Here is a 20,395-nt window from a genome sequence, read left to right on the forward strand (position 1 = left end):
AGCTCAACAAAAAAAGAAGATTTACACAGGCTAACTCGTGACAAGATGTAACACTCTTTTTTTGGCTTGTCCAGTACGATTGTAAAGAGGTGATTTGATGAAAAAAATGATGCTTCGAATCGTGATTGCTCCATTATTAACGTCTATACTGCTTTCTAGCTATCTGCCGCTAAATTCGTTACTAGCTTCACCAAAGGAAACTATTCAAAGCGATCAAACGGAAATAACTAAGGCTGCTAAGCAGTGGCATGAGCAATTAATGCAGCAGCCGAGCTTCTCGCACTGGAAGAATGCTTCCCTTACGATCTCTTCTTTAGGGCCAGGCACCCATGGCTGGCTTGTGCTATTAAAGCAAAAAAATGAAGTGGTCGGTTATATGATAATCCATGCCGTAGAGCAAGGCGGGTATGCACTTAGCGAATACGGTACAGGTGATCCAGCTTCGCTCCAAATTCTAGCTGAGCACTCGGACCAGTTGATCTATGCAGGGCCATTCCACAGCATTATTCCCGTCAGTGAGGAGAAGAATGATGCGATTGCATATATTGAACCTTTTTTATTAGAGGATTTTCCAATTCAGAAAAGTGATGTAGAGGCTGCTTCAAAACAACATACACAAATAGGGCAAGGCGCATCGAAGCAGCCTGCCCTAATTACTGGTATAGATTCTGTTACTTATTTTTCTCCTTATGACGTCATGCCTTGGCTGACAACTGAACCACTCAATTACAGCTTTGAGGACGATACATCAGTTGAAGTGATGATTGAGCTAGGCAGTCAGCTGCGCTATACAACAGAAAGCTGGAATAATCTTGTTTTTTCTGTCTACTCTATTACCGGCTATCATGAATGGAATGAATTTGATTTATATTTGGCGTTGCAAAGTGAAAATGATCAGCTAACACGTTATATCCCATACGAGACCTTAATGGACCAAGGTTCATTTTATGATTGTGCACAGTATGAGCTTTAACGTGACTCTCGCCTTTTATTAAGCCATAGCTGCAGAGATGCTCCACCAGCACCAAACCATCTAACTAGCCATTGCTCTTTCTGAGCTTTGGCTTGTTTTTTTGCCTCAATTTTCTGCTCGGATGGCTTTTCAATGTACTCAACAAACTGCTCTGTTAAATATTGTACATATTCTTGGCCAGAAATTTTTTTAGCCATGTCTGCACCCCCTTATAGCTGTAGTATTGCCCTGTATACTGTAATTCAATCGATGAATGAAATAACAAATCATCAGCCATTATAATCTAGACAACGGCATAGAAGCGAAAGGCAGTGAACTTATGACACGATTGATGAAACATTACCGCATACTATACGTTATCGCATGGTTGTTTCTTCTCACATTATGTGGACCTATAAGTGATGCTGCTGATGCAAGGTCCCTAAATGCTTTACAGCCTTCACTTGCAGACTCAGCGTTGCGCTGGGATGAGACTAATCCTGATCACAACGTCAACAATGAGGTTCCTATCACCCCTTATTTACCAGCAACAGCCGTCATTATTGATGTTGGTCACGGTGGTGTCGATGGTGGCGCTTCACATGGCAGCCTCTATGAGAAAGACATTAATTTAGAAGTTGGAAAGCGACTATACGCCCTATTGCAAAGTCGTGGAATTCCGGCCATTATGAATCGCTCGCATGATTATGCATTAAGCGATGACAATCGGTGGCATCGCACGTCTTCTAGGCATTTAAGGGATCTGTCGCAGCGTATGGGACTAACGAGAGAAATTAAGCATGTTATTTTTGTCAGCTTGCACGTTAATTCAGGCACTCCAAGAGCACATGGACCACTCGTGCTTCACCAAAAAAGCGGTGAAAGCTATTTACTAGCAAGCAGCATTCAATCTGAGATGAACAACCTGTACAATACTGCTAAACGTCCAATAGCTGTAAAAACCTTTTACGTGCTAAAGCATGTAAAATCACCAGCAGTGCTCATCGAGCTAGGCTTCATTAGTAATAGCGAAGATCGTGCTCGACTAACCTCCCCGCCTGAACAAACTAACATTGCACGGTCGATCGCAGACGGTATATCACAATACTTCTGGATCAATTAGGTTTGCTTTTATTAGCTCGCTCAAATAGACGAGCTTCCCAAATTGCTGCAGAGTTGGAATGGATTTAACCAGCTCTGCAGAGGTATATTTTCCCGGAGGACCGACATGTCCAATAATAACCGTTGATTCTCGTTCCTGTAATAGCTCGAATGCCTTCTGCATTTGTCTATGTACATGCATAGCAGTATATTCATCATCTAGAAATAAAGAATTTTCCGCGTACGGAACCCCTAATTCTTCAGCGAGCTTTCCAGCTACTGTCTTAAATGACGTTTTACTATCCAAATAATATAGGTTTCGCTCTTTACATACCTCAAGAATAATGCGCATCACTCGCTCATTCTCTGTCACTTTAGAGCCCATATGATTGTTCATGCCTACCGCATAAGGTACCTGATCGATGGCTGCTTCTACTCTTGCCCTTACTTCCTCGTTGGAGAGATCAACCGTTATAGCACCGGGACCCAGCCATTTTTTCAAGCCTTTCTTTGGCTCCATGGGCATATGAACAATTACTTCATGACCAGCAGCATGTGCGGCCTCGGCATCGCGTTTTGTTGTCGGTAAGAAGGGCATCACTGCAACGGTAACAGGCATTTCAATCGATAAAATTTCGTCTGTACCTTCCATCTTGTTCCCAAGATCATCAATGACGATGGCCATCCGGTGTATATCTTGCTTCTCATTCGTTGCTTGTCGTTCAGCCTCTTGTTCAGCATAAATCATATCGCTTTGACTCATATTGAAAAGTACTAGCACGATAGCTAGAGCAATTATGTTCTTCATTACATTACCCCTTTCATTCTAAAAGACATGAAATTAGGTTAACCAAATTGTTGCTCGCTATGTATTTATCGGAAAAACAAAAATGAGCGAGAGGCTATTTTGCCTCTCACTCATTTTTGTTAGTCAAATAGATCTTCAAGCATATTAAACACGGATTTCTTCTTGCGATATGGTCGTCCATATTTATCGTATTTGACATTCTTATTGTATTTGTAGTTATCCTTGTAATGAGGATGATACCCGTGACTCGTAGGCGGGTAAGGTGCCGCCTGATATGGCGGAGGGGATGGTTGACGATGTGGCTGCCGCTGCTGGGAAGCAGCATAAGCCTGCAACTGATCATACTCCTGGTGGGCAGCATGTACATCCTGCATCAGCTTATCCAATTCTCCTCGATCAAGCCAGACTCCCTTGCACGACGGGCAGATATCAATCAAAACCCCATTCTTCTCAACTTCTCTTAAAGCAATTCCGTCACATATTGGACATAGCATATCATCATCTCTCCTTAATCAACAATGGTTGGTCTGTCTTCAGATGCCGCTATATATTGATACGCACGACTAAGCTTTACGACTCGTTTATTTGGTCTTCGTACCAAAACAATTTCATCATCCCATGCAACTACGATTCCTTTAACATCATTACTCTCTATATTATCTCGAACCACTCTTACGAGTTCACCGGATACACGAAACTCGTTCAGTTTATCCTCAGTTATCATAACTTCCTCCTTGGATTCATAAAGCGAATGAATAAAAAGTCTTAATGAATGAAGCATTCATTAAGACTTTCAACAACATTATTCATTAATTGCGTGTTCCTTCGAATCATTCGTTTCGTACCATTCATCTAGCACCTTTGAAGACATCACTCTGTCCTCGATATAAGAAGCCTGCTTTTCTGTAAATTGCTCTTTCCATGCGATGGACAGCTCTTCACATAGCTTTACAATCGTAAGTAATTCAGACCAAGCCACATAACGTTTGTACCAGAAAAATTGAGGATGCTCAATCATATACGGATATAAATCATCAAACTCAGTATGCTTGCAATCCAATGCACGCTCGAAGGCTACCTTTGCATCCGTAATTTTTTCGTTCATAAATTGATTCGTTAAATGTTCCATTACTTACGCCCCCCTTCGCTCTTCCTTTTATTATAAGGAAGATAAAGTGAACTCTCAACCATAATCCAATGGAAATTAATCTTTAAATACAACTTCTCCTGATTCAAGTGAAGCAATTTTCACTAGAGATTCGACACGATAGCCTTGCTCGCGGAAATAATTCGCACCTGCCTGGAACGACTTTTCAACGACGATACCCATTCCTACAAGCGTTGCCCCAGCCTGCTGAATGATCTTTACAACACCACGAGCACCATCACCATTAGCAATGATATCATCGATAAATAATATACGGTCATCTTCACTCAAAAACTGCTTTGTTATAACTAAATCAGAGACCATACCTTTTGTAAACGATGGAACTCGCTCCACATAGGAGTTAGGATCGTTAATAACGGTCTGCTTGCGTCTAGCAAACACTAGAGGAATATTGAGTTCATATGCAGTTGCGAAGGCAGCTGGAATCCCTGAAGACTCTATCGTTAATACTTTCGTTACACCTTCATTCTTGAATCGTGCAGCAAATTCTTTTCCAATCTCCATGATGAGCGAAGGATCTACCTGTTGATTAATGATTGAATCCATTCTTAGAATATCGTTCGAAACGATGTCCGCTTCCTGTAAAATACGTTGTTTTAATTGTTCCATTCCTATAACCTCCGCTTCATTCTCTTTTACGTAAAATAACATATGTCGCTTCTTCTAGCAAGCAGTAAGATTATAAGATTTTGGGACCATCCGAACTAGAAATATCGTAGACTGCTTGTCATGCTTGTCAGCACCTATACATATAATGGATATCAGTAAAGTAGAGGTGAGGGTCGTTATGAAACTTAGAGACTGGATGAAATCTTTGCAAATCGCTGCCATTTACATGGGGACGATCGTTGGTGCAGGCTTTGCAACTGGGCAAGAAATTTTGCAGTTTTTCACACGATTTGGCAACTGGGGAACCTACGCAATTATAGCTGCCACTTTCTTTTTTATTTGGCTTGGGAATAAGGTAATGCTTCTTGCACATCAGATTCAAGCCAAATCCTATGAGGACCTAAATATTGCTTTGTTCGGAAAAAAACTTGGCTCTCTAATCAGTTTATTTATGCTTGTCGTATTGCTCGGTGTATCTGCCGTTATGCTAGCTGGTGCTGGAACCGTTTTTGAAGAAAATTGGAATCTTCCCTATCAGCTCGGATTAATTGCTACGTGTGTGATCTGCTTCCTATTGCTTCGTCGTGGCATGCATGCGATCATTGCTGTTAATTCCATTGTTGTGCCGATTATGCTTCTGTTTACACTTATTATGTTTTTCCACACGCTAAAAATGCCTAATACGATGAGCTTTATGACCATAAAAACAGACTTTCCGCTTTGGACGGCACTAAGTACACCCTTTTTGTATACTGCGTTTAATCTTGCACTTGCACAGGCCGTACTTGTGCCTATCGGCGCTCAAACGACAAATCCAGCCGTTATTAAATACGGTTCCTTGCTTGGTGGCTTAGGAATTGGTTTTATGCTTGGTGTCGGTCACATCGCCCTTTCTGCTCATATGCCTGGCATCCAACAATTCTCTATCCCTATGGGCGGCATTGCGCTGAATATGAGCTCCATTGTGTACTATATTTATATAGCGATCATATTCTCGGAAGTGTTTACGACGCTGCTTGCCGATATTTATGGACTTGCACTGCAAGTCCATGAGCGATCGAAGCTTTCTACGAACCTCATTATTTTTATCGCTCTCATATGCTGCTATTTTCTTAGTCAGCTTGGCTTTGGCAAACTGCTTACGACGCTCTACCCGTTGTTCGGATTTATAAGTCTAGGCTGGTTTATACTTATTGCTAAAAAGCGACTATCACCGCTTAAGAAGCCTTAATGCGAAACAGAAAGAGCAGAACCGAGCTACTGTACCGTACTAGTTTACTAAGCATGCGTAACGTCAGGTACACGAGTAGTTGGTGTTCTGCTCTTTTTTAGATTATGGATTATTGCTCGCAAGCTCCTCACGGTAAACCTTTTTTAGCTGAGCAATGACTCGCTCCAAGGAATAATCCTTTTTAGCTTTGTTCGATGCTGCAAGCGCAAGCTGATAACGAAAATCAGGATCGATAACGACAGACTCTAACGCTTCTGCTAATGCCTCATCATCCTCCACAGGTACGAGCAGTCCATTTACTCGATGTTGGATTTGCTCAGCAATACCTCCAACATCGGTACCTACTAACGCAAGCTGACACAATGCAGCTTCTGCAAATACAGAGCCGAATGCTTCAGCACGTGACGGCAGCACAAATACATCGAAAAATGGCATGAACTGCTCGGGGTGAAGCATATAGCCATAAAAAATAATATCATCATAAAGACCTAGGCTTTGTGCTAACGTTTCTAGCTCCTTGCGAATCGGACCATCCCCTATTATATGAAGCATAAACGGATGTCCCTTCGCCTTCAATCTTGCGCATGCCCTTAGCAGCACATCTAGCCCCTTCGCTGGAACAAGTCGACATACTGTAATAAACTGTGTGACTTCGTTCTCATGAGCCGTAGGACGGAATCTCTTTTCGTCAAAGCCATTATGAATGACTTTAATACGGTCTACATGCTCAACATAGTCGGCTAAGTAATTCTTAAATGCGTGCGACACCGTCAATATACGGTCTGCGACCACCTCAAGCTCCCGGTAGATTTTCGTTAAAAATTGCTGCTCCACACCATCAGGCTCAATCGCTTTATTCAAGATCAGCTCTCGCTCATAGCTTGAATGCAATGTTAAGACGAGCTTCGTATTAGGAAATACTTGCTTCATGACCATTGCGGCAATCGGATGATGAGCATGAATGAGATCATACGATTGATTAATTCTCATTTTTGTCCACCATAGATAATCACGATACGTTTGAATATACTTATCTACCAGCTTATTTCCGATATAAGGTGTATAGTCGAACGTTTTGAAGGATACCTGTTCGCTTCCCTTGTTACGAATTCGTTTTGGAAGAGAAAACAGCTCCATTTCATCATCGACATGATTAAAGCGCTCCTTAATGTAAGGTACCATAGAGGAAACGCCGCCTGGCTGCTCAGGTGGGAAAAACAATGCTTGTAAAATTTTCACTGATACCAGCTCCTTATATCTGTAATTAACGTTCTATCATACGACAATTTATGATATATTAGAACATATGTTTCTGTTACCATAAATATAATGCATAGAGGTTATACATATGAATCTAACAACTACGAACATGATAGCTTTACTCCCATTTATTAGCTCAATGATATGCTGTGTTATTCTCGCGATCACGCTTTTAACTTCGATTAAAATTATGGTCAGTTATCGTAACAAGCAAGTATTCATTTTACTCATTAGCAGTCTTATTACGGCAGGGCTGCCACAGCTTTTGAATCTTTACCAAGTCTCGACACAACAGCAAATCCCATATCTACTTTATATTATTTCGACAATGGCAGTCATCATTTCCTTTATTCTGATAAATTTTGTGCTGATGAAGATGTATGCAGTAGGAATAAAGCTGCGCATAGCACCGATGATAATGCTGTTACTTGGAGCAGCAGCTGCGTTTGCAGCAAGTTTTTTTGTCGCGCCATATGAAATTGGTGCTGGACTTGCTTTTCCTATACTTGATTTCTATATGTTTATTCTCATCATTACGATGCTAGTCGTCACACGACAAATCGATATGCCAACATCTTATTACTATAGCTTGCTCGTTATGTTTATTTATCAGCTTGGTTTAATGCTGGATCGATATGTTTTTGAATGGTCACAAGCTTGGCTGCATACGTTGGTCGAGCTGCTTCCAATTATGTATTACGCTATACTATTTTATCTACTGCTTGATTGGGTAATGGATCGACTATTGTCCACTTACCAATCTGCGATTATTGATGGCTTAACAGGCTTGTATATCCGAAGACATTTTCAAAAAAAGCTGCAGTCGATGATGCAGCGAAAGCCTGTAGCCGTCATATTCTGTGATATCGATAACTTTAAAGCTTTAAATGACACGAAGGGTCATCAAGTGGCTGATGAAGCACTACAGCAAGTTGCCGCTATATTAAAGGAAGAAGTGGCTCCCTACGGAGTCGCAGGACGATATGGCGGTGAAGAGCTGCTCGGCGGTATTGCGATAGATAGTGTAAAGCCGATGGCGGTCGCTGAAAAAATACGGGCAAGAGTAGAGCTGGAAACCATCGTAACGATAAGCGTCGGATTTAGTACGAGCAAGGAAGCAACAGAGCTTATGCTGCTTGTGAAGCAAGCAGATGAAGCGATGTACTTCTCTAAAACGACAGGAAAAAACAAAGTAAGCAGCTACCGCTCACTCCCAGCCTCGATTAAACAAAAGATGTGACAAAAGTAAAAGCTGTCCTGTGTAGCAATCAGCTCACCCTCATGAAGGGTAAGCCGCCTACCAACTGGACAGCTTTTTATATGCACAACTTAATCATTAATCAGCAATAGGGATATATAAATCTACAACCTCTTCCTCCAAATGCTGACCTTCTATATAAAAGATTTCCATCGATACAGCATGCTCAAGCTTTTGATATCCTTGCTCATGAATCCAAGTATTCAATAGCTCATAGCCCTCTCCAATACGTTGCGAAGTACTGCTTACGACAGCATATCGATGCGGAGGTATCGTAATGGCTACCATTCCCTCTGGCAAAGTCTCATCGGATCGCTCCCATTCTACACATGTCCAATATGTAGCAAAAGACTCATTACCAAAGTAAGGGCAATACAAAATATTAGGTTGTATAGCATGAGTCAGCTCATGCCTTCTTGCCAAAAAATCTGATTGCAGTCGAATCGCTTCATCAGGAAAAGATGAATAAGGACCACAATACGGAATACCAACGAGGTGCAGTGTTGATTTATTCACAATCGAGCAAGCTTCCATACTATACTCCTCCTCCTATTCCACCTGTTCGTACATTCTTGCTAGTCTCGAACATTATTGTAGCATAAACTCCCATTAAAAGGATAGGTTGTGAGTTACCCATTAAGTTTTACCATCTCTTCTCGAATTCATTCATGAAAAGCACTAATTCATATCAAGTCGCTTCATGAAATCCTCCATCGCACTGTAACCTTGCTGCTTGAGATACCAGTTATTACAAGCAGCTTCGATAAGTCCTGCAACATCACGTCCAGGCTGAAGCTGGATTTCGACGTGAGGGATGTTCACGCCCATATATTCAACAAACTGAGGCTCTAAATCAAGGTCGTTATTGAGATCATTATCGCGCCAACGCGTCAATTCAATATCAAGTGAAATTCTCGTTTCTTCTTGGAATGCTCTGCGTCCGTACAGCCGGACAACATTGACTAACCCAACACTGCGTAATGCAAGGAATTCCTTCGTCTTCTCATTGTGCGTCCCAAGCAGCGTGTGCTGGCTTAGCTTCTTCAACACAATGATATCGTCTGCGACGAGCCGGTGCCCACGTCTAATAAGCGTATGCGCCGTTTCACTCTTCCCAACACCTGATTTCCCACGTATTAGAATTCCAATTCCAGAGACATTCATGCAGACACCATGTATCGCTTGCTCTGGTGCTAATACTTTAAGCAGGTAATGATCAAGCTTGCCGATAAACGCTGCCGTACTCTCGGTTGTTCTCAGCAGTGGAATGCATTCTTCATCACAGTATTTTTTAAGATATTTTAATCCGTCCTGGCCTGCAGTAACAATAAAGCAAGGAGGATGGTACTTTACAATGTTGCCGATATGATGATTTCGTTCCTCTTCAGTTAAACCGTGTAAATATGTAATTTCTTTACGTCCCAAAATCTGTATATGCTGCTGTGGAAAAAAATCAAAGTAGCCTACAAACTCTAATCCTGGTCGATAAACGCGTGCCTTCATAATGCTGCGATCGAGCTGATTAGAGCCTGCCAGCACTTCAAGCTGGAACTGCTGCACAAGCTCTTGCACTTGTATCGTCTTCATAGCGGATCCTCTCCTTTGTCAAAAAACGCTCTCGTAGCTATGTACGAGAGCGAGTTGATAAAAGTCTTTAATTAAAAATTAAACACAAAATCTTCATCTGTCAATGGTTCAACATTAAGCGTGCGAATATAGCCATTTCCTTTTTTCGAGAAGAAGTCATGCTGCTTCGTATGTGTACTAATTCCGTTAAATACGATTGGATTAATCGGCTCTTCTGGGAAATGAGGCTCTAACCCTAGATTCATTAAAGCTTTGTTCGCATTATATCTTACGTATGCCTTGACTTCTTCCTCAAGTCCGACAGAAGTGTAAAGGTCATCAGTGTAGATAACCTCATTTTCATATAGCTCAAGCAATAAATCAAGTACTTCTTGTGCAAGCTTCTCTTGTTCTTCCTGAGGGAAGGTTGCCATTAGCTCCTGTGCAAGCACACCTACGTACAGGCCATGAATACTTTCATCACGTAGAATGAGATCGATAATTTCACCGCTGCTCGTCATTCTTCCTTGACCAGCCAAATACAGCGGATAGAAGAATCCACTATAGAACAAGTAGCTTTCTAGCATAACAGAGGCTGCCATCGCACGATAAAGATTACGAGGTGTATCGATGCTGTTGTACCATTCTGCAATAACGCTTGCTTTCTTCTGAAGCTGAGGGTTTGTTTCAATCCAACGGAAGATCTCATCAATTTCCTCTGTAGAAGCAAGTGTCGTAAAGATACTACTATATGATTTTGCATGAATTTGTTCCATCATCGCCATAAAGCCAAGCACGGCTTTACGCTGCAACCCATCGACATGCTCTAAAATTTTCGGCATGCCTATACCGCCTTGAATCGTATCTAACAGCGTAAGTCCACCTAAGACATGCTTATATAATTTGCGCTCTTCGGGCGTCATAAGCTCCCAGTCCATCTTATCATCAGATAACGGAATCTCTTCATCCGTCCAAAATTGCATTACATTTTGCTGCCAAAACGTTTGTGTAAAATCGTCATCAGGACGGTTCCAGTTAACTGCTTTCATAATTAGCATACTCCTCTTTGCAAGATGAAATATAGCTGCGCTTATACAGCGCAGCTTGTGCATTCCTCGACAGATAGTCGTTTCGTTCTTGTATAATATAGAGATTTCAAGCCCTTTTGCGCAGCATAAATATAGAATCGCGCAAGCTCACGAGTTGTAACATTACTGTTCACATGAAGAACCGTAGAAACCCCTTGATCAATATGCTGACCTAATTCTGCGATTAAATCGATAAGCTTAAATTGATCGATATTGTAAGCAGATTTGTAGAAGAAGAAATTATCCTGAGAAAGATAAGGCATTGGATAATATGTTGTAGAGTTCGCATACGTACGCGTCTCAATATGCTCTACGATCGGCATTACACTAGAGGTAGCGTTTTGAATGTAGCTAATGCTTTGAGTTGGAGCAATCGCCAAGCGATAGGCATGATATAGACCATGCTTTTGCACCTGCTCTTTAAGCTGAGCCCACTCTGAAGGTCCTGGAATTTCCATTCCCTCGAATAGCTCCTGTACACGAGCTAGCTGTGGACGAAAATCCTTCTCAAGGTAACGATCGAAGTAAGTGCCTTTCGCATACTCAGAACGTTCAAAATCTTTAAACGTTACTCCGCGTTCCTTAGCAATTTCCATACTTTTCTGTAGTGAATAGTAGTTCATCATCATGAAGAACACACCAGCAAATTCACGTGCTTCAGGGCTTTCATATGAAATTTTGTTTTTTGCCAAATAGCCATTCAAGTTCATTGCACCAAGACCGACGGAATGCAGCTCTTCGTTCGCTTTACGAACACCAGGAGCATTGTCAATTTGAGACAAGTCACTGACTGTTGTCAATGCTTCAATTCCGACAAGTACGGAATCTTTTACCGCTTTGCGCTCCATGACATTAACGATGTTTAGTGAAGCTAGATTACAGCTAATATCGCGGCGAATCATATCTTCATATCCATAATCGTTAATTTCAGATGTTTCCTGCAGCTGGAAGATTTCCGTGCATAGGTTGGACATTTTAACTGAGCCAATGTCCTTCAATGCATGCATACTATTCGCATTCGTTTTATTCATAATGTATGGGTAGCCTGACTCAAGCTGAATGGAAGCAATCTTAGTCAGCATGTCACGCGCACTCATCACAACTTTTTTCTTCACATTGTCATTAGCGAGCAACTCGTCATACATTGCATCGATATCCATATCGTCAAGATGTGTACCATATTCCTTATACACCGAGTATGGTCCAAATACATGCAATGGTTTATTTTGAGCAGCTAGCTCGTAAAATTTATTTGGAATAATAAGACCGATCGAAAGCGTCTTAATACGAGATTTTTCATCAGCATTAATTTTTTTACAATCAAGGAACTCTATAACGTCCCAGCCGAAGATGTTGTAATAGCCAGCTCCAGAGCCTTTTCGCTGTCCCATTTGATCAGCATAAGAGAATGCATCCTCCATTAGCTTAAGCACTGGCATAATTCCTTTTGCAGCGCCCTCTACACCTTTAATCGGCTCTCCGCGTCCACGTAGCTTAGACAGGTTAACGGCAACACCGCCGCCAATTTTAGAAAGCTGCATACAAGTTCCAATCACGTAGTTAATTGAGTTCAACGAATCGTCCATCTCAAGCAGGAAGCAGGAGACCATTTCACCGCGACGGCTTTTCCCTGCATTAAGGAATGTAGGTGTCGCTGGCTGAAGACGTTGCTCAATCATTGCTTGTGCAATTCTTGTAGCTCGTTCATAATCACCTTCACCTAGATGCAATGCAACAATTGCTACACGCTCATGATATTGCTCTAGATATTGCTTTTTATCATTTGTTTTCATGGCATAGTCTTTATAAAACTTTGAAGCAGCCATATACGATTGAAATTGGAAGTTTTCTTTTGCTGTTAGATCAAAGATAGCCTTTACTTGATCATATGTATATTGTTCATATACGTTAACATAGAAATCGTTGTCGATAAGATACTTCATTTTCTCCTCGAAGGAGTCAAACTTCATCGTTTTTTCTTCAACTTCCGTCATAAATGCGGCTACTGCTTCTTTATCTTTTTCAAGCTGATAGAATCCGTCAGCTCCACGCTGCATTAGTTCATTATTCAACTCAATATGATTCAATGGATTGCACCCTCTCGATAAATTGTAACGTGTCTTGCGTCGTTCCTGATAGCTCAAACTTTGAAATAACAGGCACATTGTAGGCTGAAGCGATCGTGTCAGCACTTTTGGCGAATCCTGTTCCCCAGTTTCGATTCCCGCTAGCTGATACCCCTCTCAACATCTTGTGGTTATGCTGTAGGAATTCAGTTACCTTTGGTGGGACTTGTCCGAAGCCAGTTGTATATGTAATTAATACGTAGGGTTCTTCCACCTTCGGCATTTCATCAATGGACACCGCATGCATATTAAGTTTTTTCACAAAACGCTTAACGTTTCCCGTTTTGGAATCATACACAACCAACATATCTCGATCTCCCTCTCTCATTTATCGCAATCAAAAAGCGCTCTACCTTACTATATGATTGGTAGATGCGCTTGCTTGTCCGCATACTAGATGATTGCTGTTTTGACTACAACTGCAACTAGATATAGTCACTGAATAGAATAATACATCAATATATAGAAGGAGTCAATTCAAATTCATAGTTTTCTGCTATGAAAATATTTTCAAAGCGGCGAGCCCAATTACAGCAAGGCTTTACAAGAAACTCGACTAGTCTTGCAAAATTCGTTATGATAAATTCATGCTTTATTCGTCCGAAGGAGGGACCTCATGCAACCGATCAGAACCGCCCAAGAGGCTATATCAAGGCTTGAACATTTATTCCACACTAGCGGTATGAAGGATGAAGCCTTGCTTGCTTATATCGAGCAGCTTGCAAGTGAAAACAACAAATTAAAGCTTTCGCTTCACAAACTGCGTGCCAGCCAATCCAGCAAAGCACATACTACATCTAGTATGCATAGTAAGCTTACTGATGCATTGCGAGAATAGCTGAGAGTCTGAATATAATGCTCGACCATTGACGAAATTCGTCCCAACTACTGGAATATAATAGGCGATGACATAAGCTTCAGCTTTGTCATCGCCTTATCCATGTGCCAAGCCTCATATTATATTTACGAACCTTTATTATTTCAGTGCAACGAAAAAAAGCCGCTCTGCATCAGCTTCAGCCTGCTCAAGTGCAAAATTTTGATAGATATGTACCTCACGAAACCCTATCTCACGAAGTGCTCCAACTAGCCACATATGGGGATATGCGCGCTGAATGTGCTGTTCATCAATCCGGCTATATCTGCCGTCTTGTCCCAACACAAAAATAGTTAAATGGTGCTCGATAATATGCTCATCCTCGTCATAATCAGATATCCACTGATAAGCAATCCCATCCTCATCGTAAACAAAGGGCTGCTCCGCTGCATACTGCTCAAAACGCGACACCGGATGCACATCGAATATAAACGTTCCCCCAGGCTTCAGACCTTCATAGGTAGCCTGCAGTGCCGCTAGCAGTTCATCCTCGTCAACGATGTAATTTAAGCAATCACAGAAGGAAATGATAGAATCAGCTGAATTATCCACACTCCAGCTGCTTATATTCTGCTGCTCGAGCTTAAGGCTTCCACGTGCGGATTCACATTGCGCGTTCCACTTGCTTAATGCAACCTCCAGCATATGAGCGGACAGATCAATGCCCGTCACGTCGAAGCCTTCACTAGCTAAAGGTATTGCTATCGCCCCAGTTCCGCAGCCTAGATCAACGACATGCTGTGGAACACCGTAACGCTCCCATACAGCTTTAGCGAAGCTTAACCATCGATCATAGGGCATATCGGCCATAAGCCGGTCATAGACCGATGCAAATTGCTCATAGGATGACATTATTGATCATCCTCTCGCTCATCCGGCTTATTGAGCTTATTAGGTGCATGCTCGGCAAGATAGGTCCAACTCCCGTGCTGCGAAACAAGACCATCTCGCATTAGCTTACCAAGCGCACGCTTAAAGGCGCTCTTGCTAATACCAAAGCGATTACGGATAATCTCCGCTTCCGTCTCATCAGAGTATGGCATGCCACCGCTAGGACGCTCTTTTATAAAAGCTAAAATTCGATCTGCATCTTCAATTCGTCCATATTCCTTTTGCTGTGTCATAGACAAATTAACTCGTCCATCCTCACGCACGAACGTCACTCTAGCGTGCACTCGCTGTCCAAGGCGAAGCGTCTCCAGTCGCTCTGAGCTTGGAATTAAGCCATAAGCACCAAAACCAACTACGCCTCCATCAATAACAACAAATGAGCCCATCTGCAGACTTTTTGTTACCCAGCCATCAACCCATTGATTTTTCCAAGCAGCTGGAGCAGGGAATGTTAACGGTGCAAGCTCTTGCTCTTGCGCAAGCTTAGCAATTTGTCTGCCGCTTTTATCATGCGTCAGAAATACAAATACTTCGTCCCCTGGTACTGGACGATACTCAACCTTCTCTGGAAGTTCGCTCAGTGGCAGTAAAAGCTGTCTACCGAGTCCCATCTCCAAGAAGCAGCCCAGTCTTGGGTGCACGTCAGCAACAGCTAAGCGAGCCATCTCGCCTAGTGTAATGAGCGGTTTATTCATCGTTGCACATATACGGTCCTCAGAATCGTAGAACAAAAATACGTCAACCATATCGTTGACATGAGGCTTCGAGCCAACTAGCTCTGTATAAGGCAACAAAACCTCATCCACGCCATCTGTTAGAAAATAACCATACGGAGATACTTCTCTCGCTACCTTCAGCGTATCCAGCGTTCCCGCTACAAAGCTCATCCTAAATCCACAACCTTCGCATCTGACCAAATTTTCTCGATATTATAATACTCTCGCTCTTCGCGATGGAAAATATGCACAACGACATCTCCAAGGTCAATTAGCACCCAGCGTGCTGTTTTCTCCCCTTCGATTCCGCGGATTGGAACACCTAGACGATCCGCCAGCTTGCGAATTTCAGTCGTGATGGCAAGCACTTGAGTATCAGAGTTTCCGCTGCAAATTACAAAATAATCTGCGACTAACGATACACCGCGTAGATCTAGCGCAATAATATCATGTGCTTTTTTATCCTCAGCTGCTTCTACTACAGCATCCATTACTTTTTCAATCGTTACGTTCATAAGATTCCTCCTAAAGATTCATTATGTGTATAAGGTCGTTTCGTGCAGCAAGCGTACCCGGGTAGATGATCCGCTGCTTCTCAACCAATAAAATAATGGTTGCATTAAGTCCAAATAATACAGCTTCCTCTAGACTTTGATCTGCAAGCCTTCTTGCTTCTTCCACTCCAGGAAAATCACGATTGGGCTCGATATAATCAGCAAGCCATACGATCTTCTCAATGGTGCTCATGCCTGCACGTCCCGACGTATGATAACGGATCGCATCTCTAATACCCGCGTCCTCTACCCCGTATTGTGCCCACGCAACGTGATAACCAATCTCGGCATGCCACAATTCCTTATTATACTGCAACAGCTCATTGTCCAGCTGATGGTCTATAATATACTGACGCTGCTGCTCAATGGGCCAATACTTGGCAACATCATGAATAATCGCTGCGAGCTCAGCTCTTTCCGGATCTTCTCCATACTTTTCTGCTAGCTTTCTGGAGGTGCTCATTACACCTTGCGTATGAATCCACCGACGTAGCGGCATCTGCTCTGACACCGAGGTCATCATCTGATTCTTATCCATACAAGCGAAACCTCCTTATATATTGCTCCACTTCATCCGTAACATAATAGCGCAGTGGCAGGCCTTCCTTCGCACGCTTTCTCAATTCCGTTGATGAAATGTCAATCAGCGGCATCGAAGCAAGGGTAAGCTTTTGTCTCCATCGCTCAGGCAGACGAAGAAGGTCTAACGGCTCAGAAGGTCGATTCAGCCCAACAAACCCGATCAGCTGAAGCAGCTCCTCTGCGCGATGCCACTGCGGCAAATCATGGATGCGGTCCGAACCTACAATATAATAAAAATAATGCCCAGCATACTGCTCTAATAAATCCATTACCGTATCAATGGAATAACTTATCCCACCGCGATTCAGCTCAATATCAAGCACTCGGAACCTTGGCTCGTGCTGTGTTGCAAGCTTGACCATCTCAAGCCGCTGCTGTTCTGTAGCAAGCGGGGAATTGGGCTTTAAAGGAGGAGAGGCAGCTGGTATAAACCAAACCTCGTCAAGTGACGCACTTTCCATTGCCCGTGATGCAGCAATTAAATGTCCAATATGAATTGGATCGAAGGTTCCTCCCATAATTCCAATCTTTCGCATCATGCCAGCTCCTTAGATGTATGCGTTGAACAGCCTACTATGGCAGTTCAATTGTTTTGTAATCCTTAGATTCCTTGTATAGGACGATCGTTTTCCCAATGACCTGAACAAGTTCACAGCCAGCCGCTTCTGCCACCTCTTGTCCAATTTCTTTTGGGTCCTCTGCACAATTGTTAAGCACAGACAGCTTAATAAGCTCTCGCTTTTCGATCGCCTCTACAATATGACGAATGAGCTGCTCGTTCGTTCCGCCCTTCCCAATCTGAAAGATTGGAGTTAAATGATGTGCTTCTGCACGCAAAAATCGTTTTTGTTTTCCTGTTAACATAATTATAAACCTCTTTCGTCTCTGTATGTGAAGCCGTAAATTGATATAACGTATTATGACTTGTTTAAGTCAACGCCTGTAGCACTGCTTTGCGCATGACGTCCACTGGAGCTTGTCTGCCCGTCCAATATTCAAAGGCATAAGCGCCCTGGTATATAAACATTCCTAAACCGCCATGCTTCAGACAGCCATGCTGCTCAGCGTCTAGAACAAAGCGAGTATATAAAGGGTTATAGATAAGATCACTTGCAACAGCACCCGCTTTAAGCCATTCTCCTTGCGCTGGCTGCTCCTCTTCATTAGGATACATGCCTACAGAGGTTGTATTAATAACAACATCCGCGTCATTGCATACTTTCTGAAGCTCCTCAGAAGGATGTACAGCAATCGCTCCGTTATGCTTCAATGACGCTGCAAGCTGCTCGGCTCGATCAATCGAACGATTCACGATCAAGATGCGATCAGGCTTCTCCTTAAGTAAAGCATGAATAATACCTCTTGCAGCTCCTCCAGCACCAATGACCACAATATGCTTACCGTCAAGAGATTCTATCGCTTCCTCCTTCAAGGAGCGTACATAGCCAATGCCATCGGTATTGTAGCCTATAAGCTTGCCGTCACGATTTACAATCGTATTTACTGCTCCAAGCTCCTGTGCATCCTGATCGATCTCGTCCAAAAATCCCATCACATTGAGCTTATGCGGAATGGTTACATTTAAACCAGCTATACCGTACTCTCTTACCTTTTGCATAAAGTCGGCAAGCTCATTATCCTTGACCTGAAAGGCACCGTAAACAGCGTTCAAGCCAAGCTCTTGAAAAGCTTGATTGTGCATCAATGGTGATTTCGACTGAGAAATCGGATCACCGATAACACAATAGAGATCAGCACCATTGTTTTCTTCCTGCCATCTTTTTAATTCCATTCAAGTCTCTCCCATAATTCATTAAATCATCGAGTCACGCGCCACAACCTTAATGCCTTTCGGTGCGTAAAGATCAATCAAAGCGCCGCGATCACTATTCACTTGTATCCAGCCTAGACCAGCAATATATACATCGTTAAAGCTACCGCGCTTGATGCGAATCGAATGGCGTGTCCATTCTGGCAGCTCCTCCAGCTGTTCTTTCGATGGGCCGCCAAGCAAGCCCCCTTGATGCTCTGCATATAGCTCATCCGCTCGCTCAATTTTAGTACGGTGGATATTCATCGCGTTCGACACATATAGAGTAAAGGATTGTCGCTCTCCTTCCACGAAGTCGAATCGAGCAATGCTTCCCATAAACAAGGTCTGTCCTTCATTCAGCTGATAAACTAGCGGTTTAATTGGCTTTTCAGGAAGCAACGTTCCTAGGAAGCTTCGCGGTACAATCTCTGTCATACGGCTGCTATACACAATGCCTGGCGTATCAATAATCGCTTTACCGTCATCCAGCGGAATGTGCACCGCATCCAATGTTGTACCTGGGTAGCGTGACGTTGTGAGCTCCTGTTCTAAATCACTGTAGTCATTGATTAGACGATTAATCAACGTTGATTTTCCAACGTTGGTAGCTCCAACCACGTAGACATCCTTGCCATCACGATATCGATCAATCTCTTCAATCACTCGTTCAAATCCAATGTTGCGCTTTGCGCTGCAGAGTACGACGTCAACCGTTCGCAAGCCTTCTTTTTTTGCTTGCTGCTGAACCCAATTGCGAATTCGGTTCGTATTAATTGATTTAGGCAATAGATCAATTTTATTAACGACTAACAGGACTGGATTATTACCTACAAATCGCTGCAAGCCAGAAATTAAACTACCTTCAAAGTCGAAAATATCTACAATATGAACGACTAATGACTTCGTATTGCCTATTCCACCTAACAAACGTAAAAAGTCATCTTGATCAACCGCTACAGATGCAGCTTCATTGTAATGCTTAATTCGAAAGCAGCGCTGACAGATAAGCGGTTCCTTCTCAAGTGCAGCTTCAGGGACAAAGCCTGGCAGCTCTTTATTCTCTGTTTGTATACGAACACCACAGCCAGCGCAGCTAGCATGCTCTGATATTTGATTCACTAATTACTCCTCCTCTTGCCATAAGCCACGTTTACGCAGCTTTGCAATCGCAATACGTTCCATTCTGCGATTCACTTTAGTCATAAATCCTTCATCATTCGGTGAGATCGGTGCAACCAATACCGTATGTAGTCCCATACGATTGCCACCTAATACATCGGTCATTAGCTGATCGCCGACCATTAGCGTTTGACTTGCTTCCAGCTGTAGCAGCTCTAAAGCTCTACGGAATGCACGCTGTGCAGGCTTGCGTGCAGCATGAATATAACGCAAGCCTAGCGGAGCAGCAAAAGCCCCTACACGGCTATCGTTATTATTAGACACAATGACAACGTCAATTCCTCTTTGTTTTACGGTTGCTAGCCACTTCACTAGCTCATCAGTAGCAAGCGGAGCCTTCGCTCCAACTAACGTATTATCCAAGTCTGTAATCAATCCTCGAATTCCTTGAGCATACAGCTCATCCAACGGAATATCGTAAATGGATTTTACTCTTAGCTTTGGTAGAAAAACTTCAACCATTCAACGAACTCCTTCGCACTTTGTATCTTACGAATATACCATAAATTCACTTTGTTTCAAAACAAAATCCCGCCCGCATGCTAGGCTTGCGGACGGGTAAATTCGTTGCACACAATCTTCTCTATATATAATAGAAGAAAAAATTTAAATTAGC

The 20,395-nt window shown here is 42.6% G+C and carries 26 protein-coding genes; 5 read left to right on the plus strand and 21 right to left on the minus strand.

Going from position 1 to position 20,395, the window contains the following annotated elements; translation table 11 throughout:
- Nucleotides 1-97: 97 nt before the first annotated feature.
- A complete protein-coding gene (locus NSQ99_RS13325) occupies nt 98-973 on the plus strand; it encodes a hypothetical protein (RefSeq protein WP_340837149.1) in 876 nt (291 codons plus the stop codon).
- Here NSQ99_RS13325 and NSQ99_RS13330 read toward each other — a convergent pair.
- Nucleotides 970-1,170, minus strand: a complete 201-nt coding sequence (locus tag NSQ99_RS13330; protein WP_251665724.1) for a YqzE family protein — start codon at nt 1,168-1,170, stop codon at nt 970-972. The genes NSQ99_RS13325 and NSQ99_RS13330 overlap by 4 nt on opposite strands.
- 134 nt (nt 1,171-1,304) lie before the next feature.
- Here NSQ99_RS13330 and NSQ99_RS13335 point away from each other — a divergent pair, with 134 nt between their 5' ends.
- Entirely contained in the window at nt 1,305-2,075 is a 771-nt protein-coding gene (locus tag NSQ99_RS13335; RefSeq protein ID WP_340837151.1) for an N-acetylmuramoyl-L-alanine amidase family protein, read from the plus strand.
- Here the strand turns inward: NSQ99_RS13335 and NSQ99_RS13340 are convergent.
- The 5 genes from NSQ99_RS13340 to NSQ99_RS13360 form a co-directional block, all read right to left on the minus strand.
- A complete protein-coding gene (locus tag NSQ99_RS13340) occupies nt 2,052-2,861 on the minus strand; it encodes a divergent polysaccharide deacetylase family protein (RefSeq protein ID WP_340837153.1) in 810 nt (269 codons plus the stop codon). The two genes, NSQ99_RS13335 and NSQ99_RS13340, sit on opposite strands and share 24 nt — an antisense overlap.
- Before the next feature lie 119 nt (nt 2,862-2,980).
- Nucleotides 2,981-3,355 carry a TFIIB-type zinc ribbon-containing protein gene (locus NSQ99_RS13345; protein WP_340837155.1) on the minus strand — a complete coding sequence of 125 codons (375 nt, stop codon included), beginning with the start codon at nt 3,353-3,355 and terminating at the stop codon, nt 2,981-2,983.
- A gap of 14 nt (nt 3,356-3,369) precedes the next feature.
- Nucleotides 3,370-3,585: a hypothetical protein gene (locus tag NSQ99_RS13350; protein WP_251665728.1), complete on the minus strand. Its 216-nt coding sequence runs from the start codon at nt 3,583-3,585 to the stop codon at nt 3,370-3,372.
- A 78-nt stretch (nt 3,586-3,663) separates the two neighbouring features.
- Nucleotides 3,664-3,990, minus strand: coding sequence for a hypothetical protein (locus NSQ99_RS13355; protein WP_251665729.1), 327 nt, complete (start codon nt 3,988-3,990; stop codon nt 3,664-3,666).
- 75 nt (nt 3,991-4,065) lie between these two features.
- Nucleotides 4,066-4,638 carry a xanthine phosphoribosyltransferase gene (locus NSQ99_RS13360; protein ID WP_340837158.1) on the minus strand — a complete coding sequence of 191 codons (573 nt, stop codon included), beginning with the start codon at nt 4,636-4,638 and terminating at the stop codon, nt 4,066-4,068.
- A 196-nt stretch (nt 4,639-4,834) separates the two neighbouring features.
- Between NSQ99_RS13360 and NSQ99_RS13365 the strand changes: the two genes are divergently transcribed.
- Nucleotides 4,835-5,869, plus strand: coding sequence for a YkvI family membrane protein (locus NSQ99_RS13365; RefSeq protein WP_340837160.1), 1,035 nt, complete (start codon nt 4,835-4,837; stop codon nt 5,867-5,869).
- A 102-nt stretch (nt 5,870-5,971) separates the two neighbouring features.
- Here NSQ99_RS13365 and NSQ99_RS13370 read toward each other — a convergent pair whose 3' ends face one another.
- Entirely contained in the window at nt 5,972-7,108 is a 1,137-nt protein-coding gene (locus NSQ99_RS13370) for a glycosyltransferase family 4 protein (protein WP_340837162.1), read from the minus strand.
- 109 nt (nt 7,109-7,217) lie between these two features.
- Between NSQ99_RS13370 and NSQ99_RS13375 the strand changes: the two genes are divergently transcribed.
- Complete coding sequence (locus NSQ99_RS13375; RefSeq protein WP_340837164.1) at nt 7,218-8,369, plus strand: GGDEF domain-containing protein; 1,152 nt, start codon at nt 7,218-7,220, stop codon at nt 8,367-8,369.
- A 96-nt stretch (nt 8,370-8,465) separates the two neighbouring features.
- Here NSQ99_RS13375 and NSQ99_RS13380 read toward each other — a convergent pair whose 3' ends face one another.
- The 5 genes from NSQ99_RS13380 to nrdI all read right to left on the minus strand — a co-directional run bounded on the left by NSQ99_RS13380 (nt 8,466) and on the right by nrdI (nt 13,474).
- Nucleotides 8,466-8,921: an effector binding domain-containing protein gene (locus NSQ99_RS13380; protein WP_340837165.1), complete on the minus strand. Its 456-nt coding sequence runs from the start codon at nt 8,919-8,921 to the stop codon at nt 8,466-8,468.
- A 144-nt stretch (nt 8,922-9,065) separates the two neighbouring features.
- Nucleotides 9,066-9,974 (minus strand): HPr(Ser) kinase/phosphatase, encoded by a 909-nt coding sequence (gene hprK / locus NSQ99_RS13385; protein ID WP_340837168.1) that lies wholly within the window; start codon nt 9,972-9,974, stop codon nt 9,066-9,068.
- A gap of 71 nt (nt 9,975-10,045) precedes the next feature.
- Nucleotides 10,046-11,002: a class 1b ribonucleoside-diphosphate reductase subunit beta gene (nrdF, locus tag NSQ99_RS13390; protein ID WP_340837169.1), complete on the minus strand. Its 957-nt coding sequence runs from the start codon at nt 11,000-11,002 to the stop codon at nt 10,046-10,048.
- Nucleotides 11,003-11,043: 41 nt separating this feature from the next.
- On the minus strand, nt 11,044-13,128 hold the full coding sequence (nrdE, locus tag NSQ99_RS13395; RefSeq protein WP_251665737.1) for a class 1b ribonucleoside-diphosphate reductase subunit alpha: 2,085 nt from the start codon (nt 13,126-13,128) through the stop codon (nt 11,044-11,046).
- Nucleotides 13,115-13,474, minus strand: coding sequence for a class Ib ribonucleoside-diphosphate reductase assembly flavoprotein NrdI (gene nrdI / locus NSQ99_RS13400; protein ID WP_251665738.1), 360 nt, complete (start codon nt 13,472-13,474; stop codon nt 13,115-13,117). Before nrdI ends, nrdE begins: the two co-directional genes overlap by 14 nt.
- A 309-nt stretch (nt 13,475-13,783) precedes the next feature.
- On the opposite strand from nrdI, the gene NSQ99_RS13405 reads away from it, so the two are divergent.
- Entirely contained in the window at nt 13,784-14,005 is a 222-nt protein-coding gene (locus NSQ99_RS13405) for a hypothetical protein (protein WP_251665739.1), read from the plus strand.
- Between the two features lie 138 nt (nt 14,006-14,143).
- Here NSQ99_RS13405 and NSQ99_RS13410 read toward each other — a convergent pair whose 3' ends face one another.
- The 9 genes from NSQ99_RS13410 to NSQ99_RS13450 form a co-directional block, all read right to left on the minus strand.
- Entirely contained in the window at nt 14,144-14,896 is a 753-nt protein-coding gene (locus NSQ99_RS13410) for a class I SAM-dependent DNA methyltransferase (protein ID WP_340837173.1), read from the minus strand.
- A complete protein-coding gene (locus NSQ99_RS13415; RefSeq protein ID WP_251665741.1) occupies nt 14,896-15,822 on the minus strand; it encodes a CvfB family protein in 927 nt (308 codons plus the stop codon). Before NSQ99_RS13415 ends, NSQ99_RS13410 begins: the two co-directional genes overlap by 1 nt.
- On the minus strand, nt 15,819-16,166 hold the full coding sequence (gene rsfS / locus NSQ99_RS13420; protein ID WP_251665742.1) for a ribosome silencing factor: 348 nt from the start codon (nt 16,164-16,166) through the stop codon (nt 15,819-15,821). The genes NSQ99_RS13415 and rsfS overlap by 4 nt, the downstream gene beginning before the upstream one ends.
- A 10-nt stretch (nt 16,167-16,176) precedes the next feature.
- Complete coding sequence (gene yqeK, locus NSQ99_RS13425; RefSeq protein WP_340837176.1) at nt 16,177-16,743, minus strand: bis(5'-nucleosyl)-tetraphosphatase (symmetrical) YqeK; 567 nt, start codon at nt 16,741-16,743, stop codon at nt 16,177-16,179.
- A complete protein-coding gene (nadD, locus tag NSQ99_RS13430) occupies nt 16,736-17,326 on the minus strand; it encodes a nicotinate-nucleotide adenylyltransferase (RefSeq protein WP_340837178.1) in 591 nt (196 codons plus the stop codon). The genes yqeK and nadD overlap by 8 nt, the downstream gene beginning before the upstream one ends.
- A gap of 34 nt (nt 17,327-17,360) precedes the next feature.
- Nucleotides 17,361-17,651 (minus strand): ribosome assembly RNA-binding protein YhbY, encoded by a 291-nt coding sequence (gene yhbY / locus NSQ99_RS13435; RefSeq protein WP_251665744.1) that lies wholly within the window; start codon nt 17,649-17,651, stop codon nt 17,361-17,363.
- A 64-nt stretch (nt 17,652-17,715) separates the two neighbouring features.
- On the minus strand, nt 17,716-18,579 hold the full coding sequence (aroE, locus tag NSQ99_RS13440) for a shikimate dehydrogenase (RefSeq protein ID WP_340837179.1): 864 nt from the start codon (nt 18,577-18,579) through the stop codon (nt 17,716-17,718).
- A gap of 21 nt (nt 18,580-18,600) precedes the next feature.
- On the minus strand, nt 18,601-19,719 hold the full coding sequence (yqeH, locus tag NSQ99_RS13445) for a ribosome biogenesis GTPase YqeH (protein WP_340837180.1): 1,119 nt from the start codon (nt 19,717-19,719) through the stop codon (nt 18,601-18,603).
- 3 nt (nt 19,720-19,722) lie between these two features.
- Complete coding sequence (locus tag NSQ99_RS13450) at nt 19,723-20,241, minus strand: YqeG family HAD IIIA-type phosphatase (protein WP_251665747.1); 519 nt, start codon at nt 20,239-20,241, stop codon at nt 19,723-19,725.
- Nucleotides 20,242-20,395: the final 154 nt, after the last annotated feature.

This window comes from Paenibacillus sp. FSL W7-1287, assembly GCF_038004245.1.
GTDB classification, from domain to species: Bacteria; Bacillota; Bacilli; order Paenibacillales; family Paenibacillaceae; genus Pristimantibacillus; species Pristimantibacillus camelliae.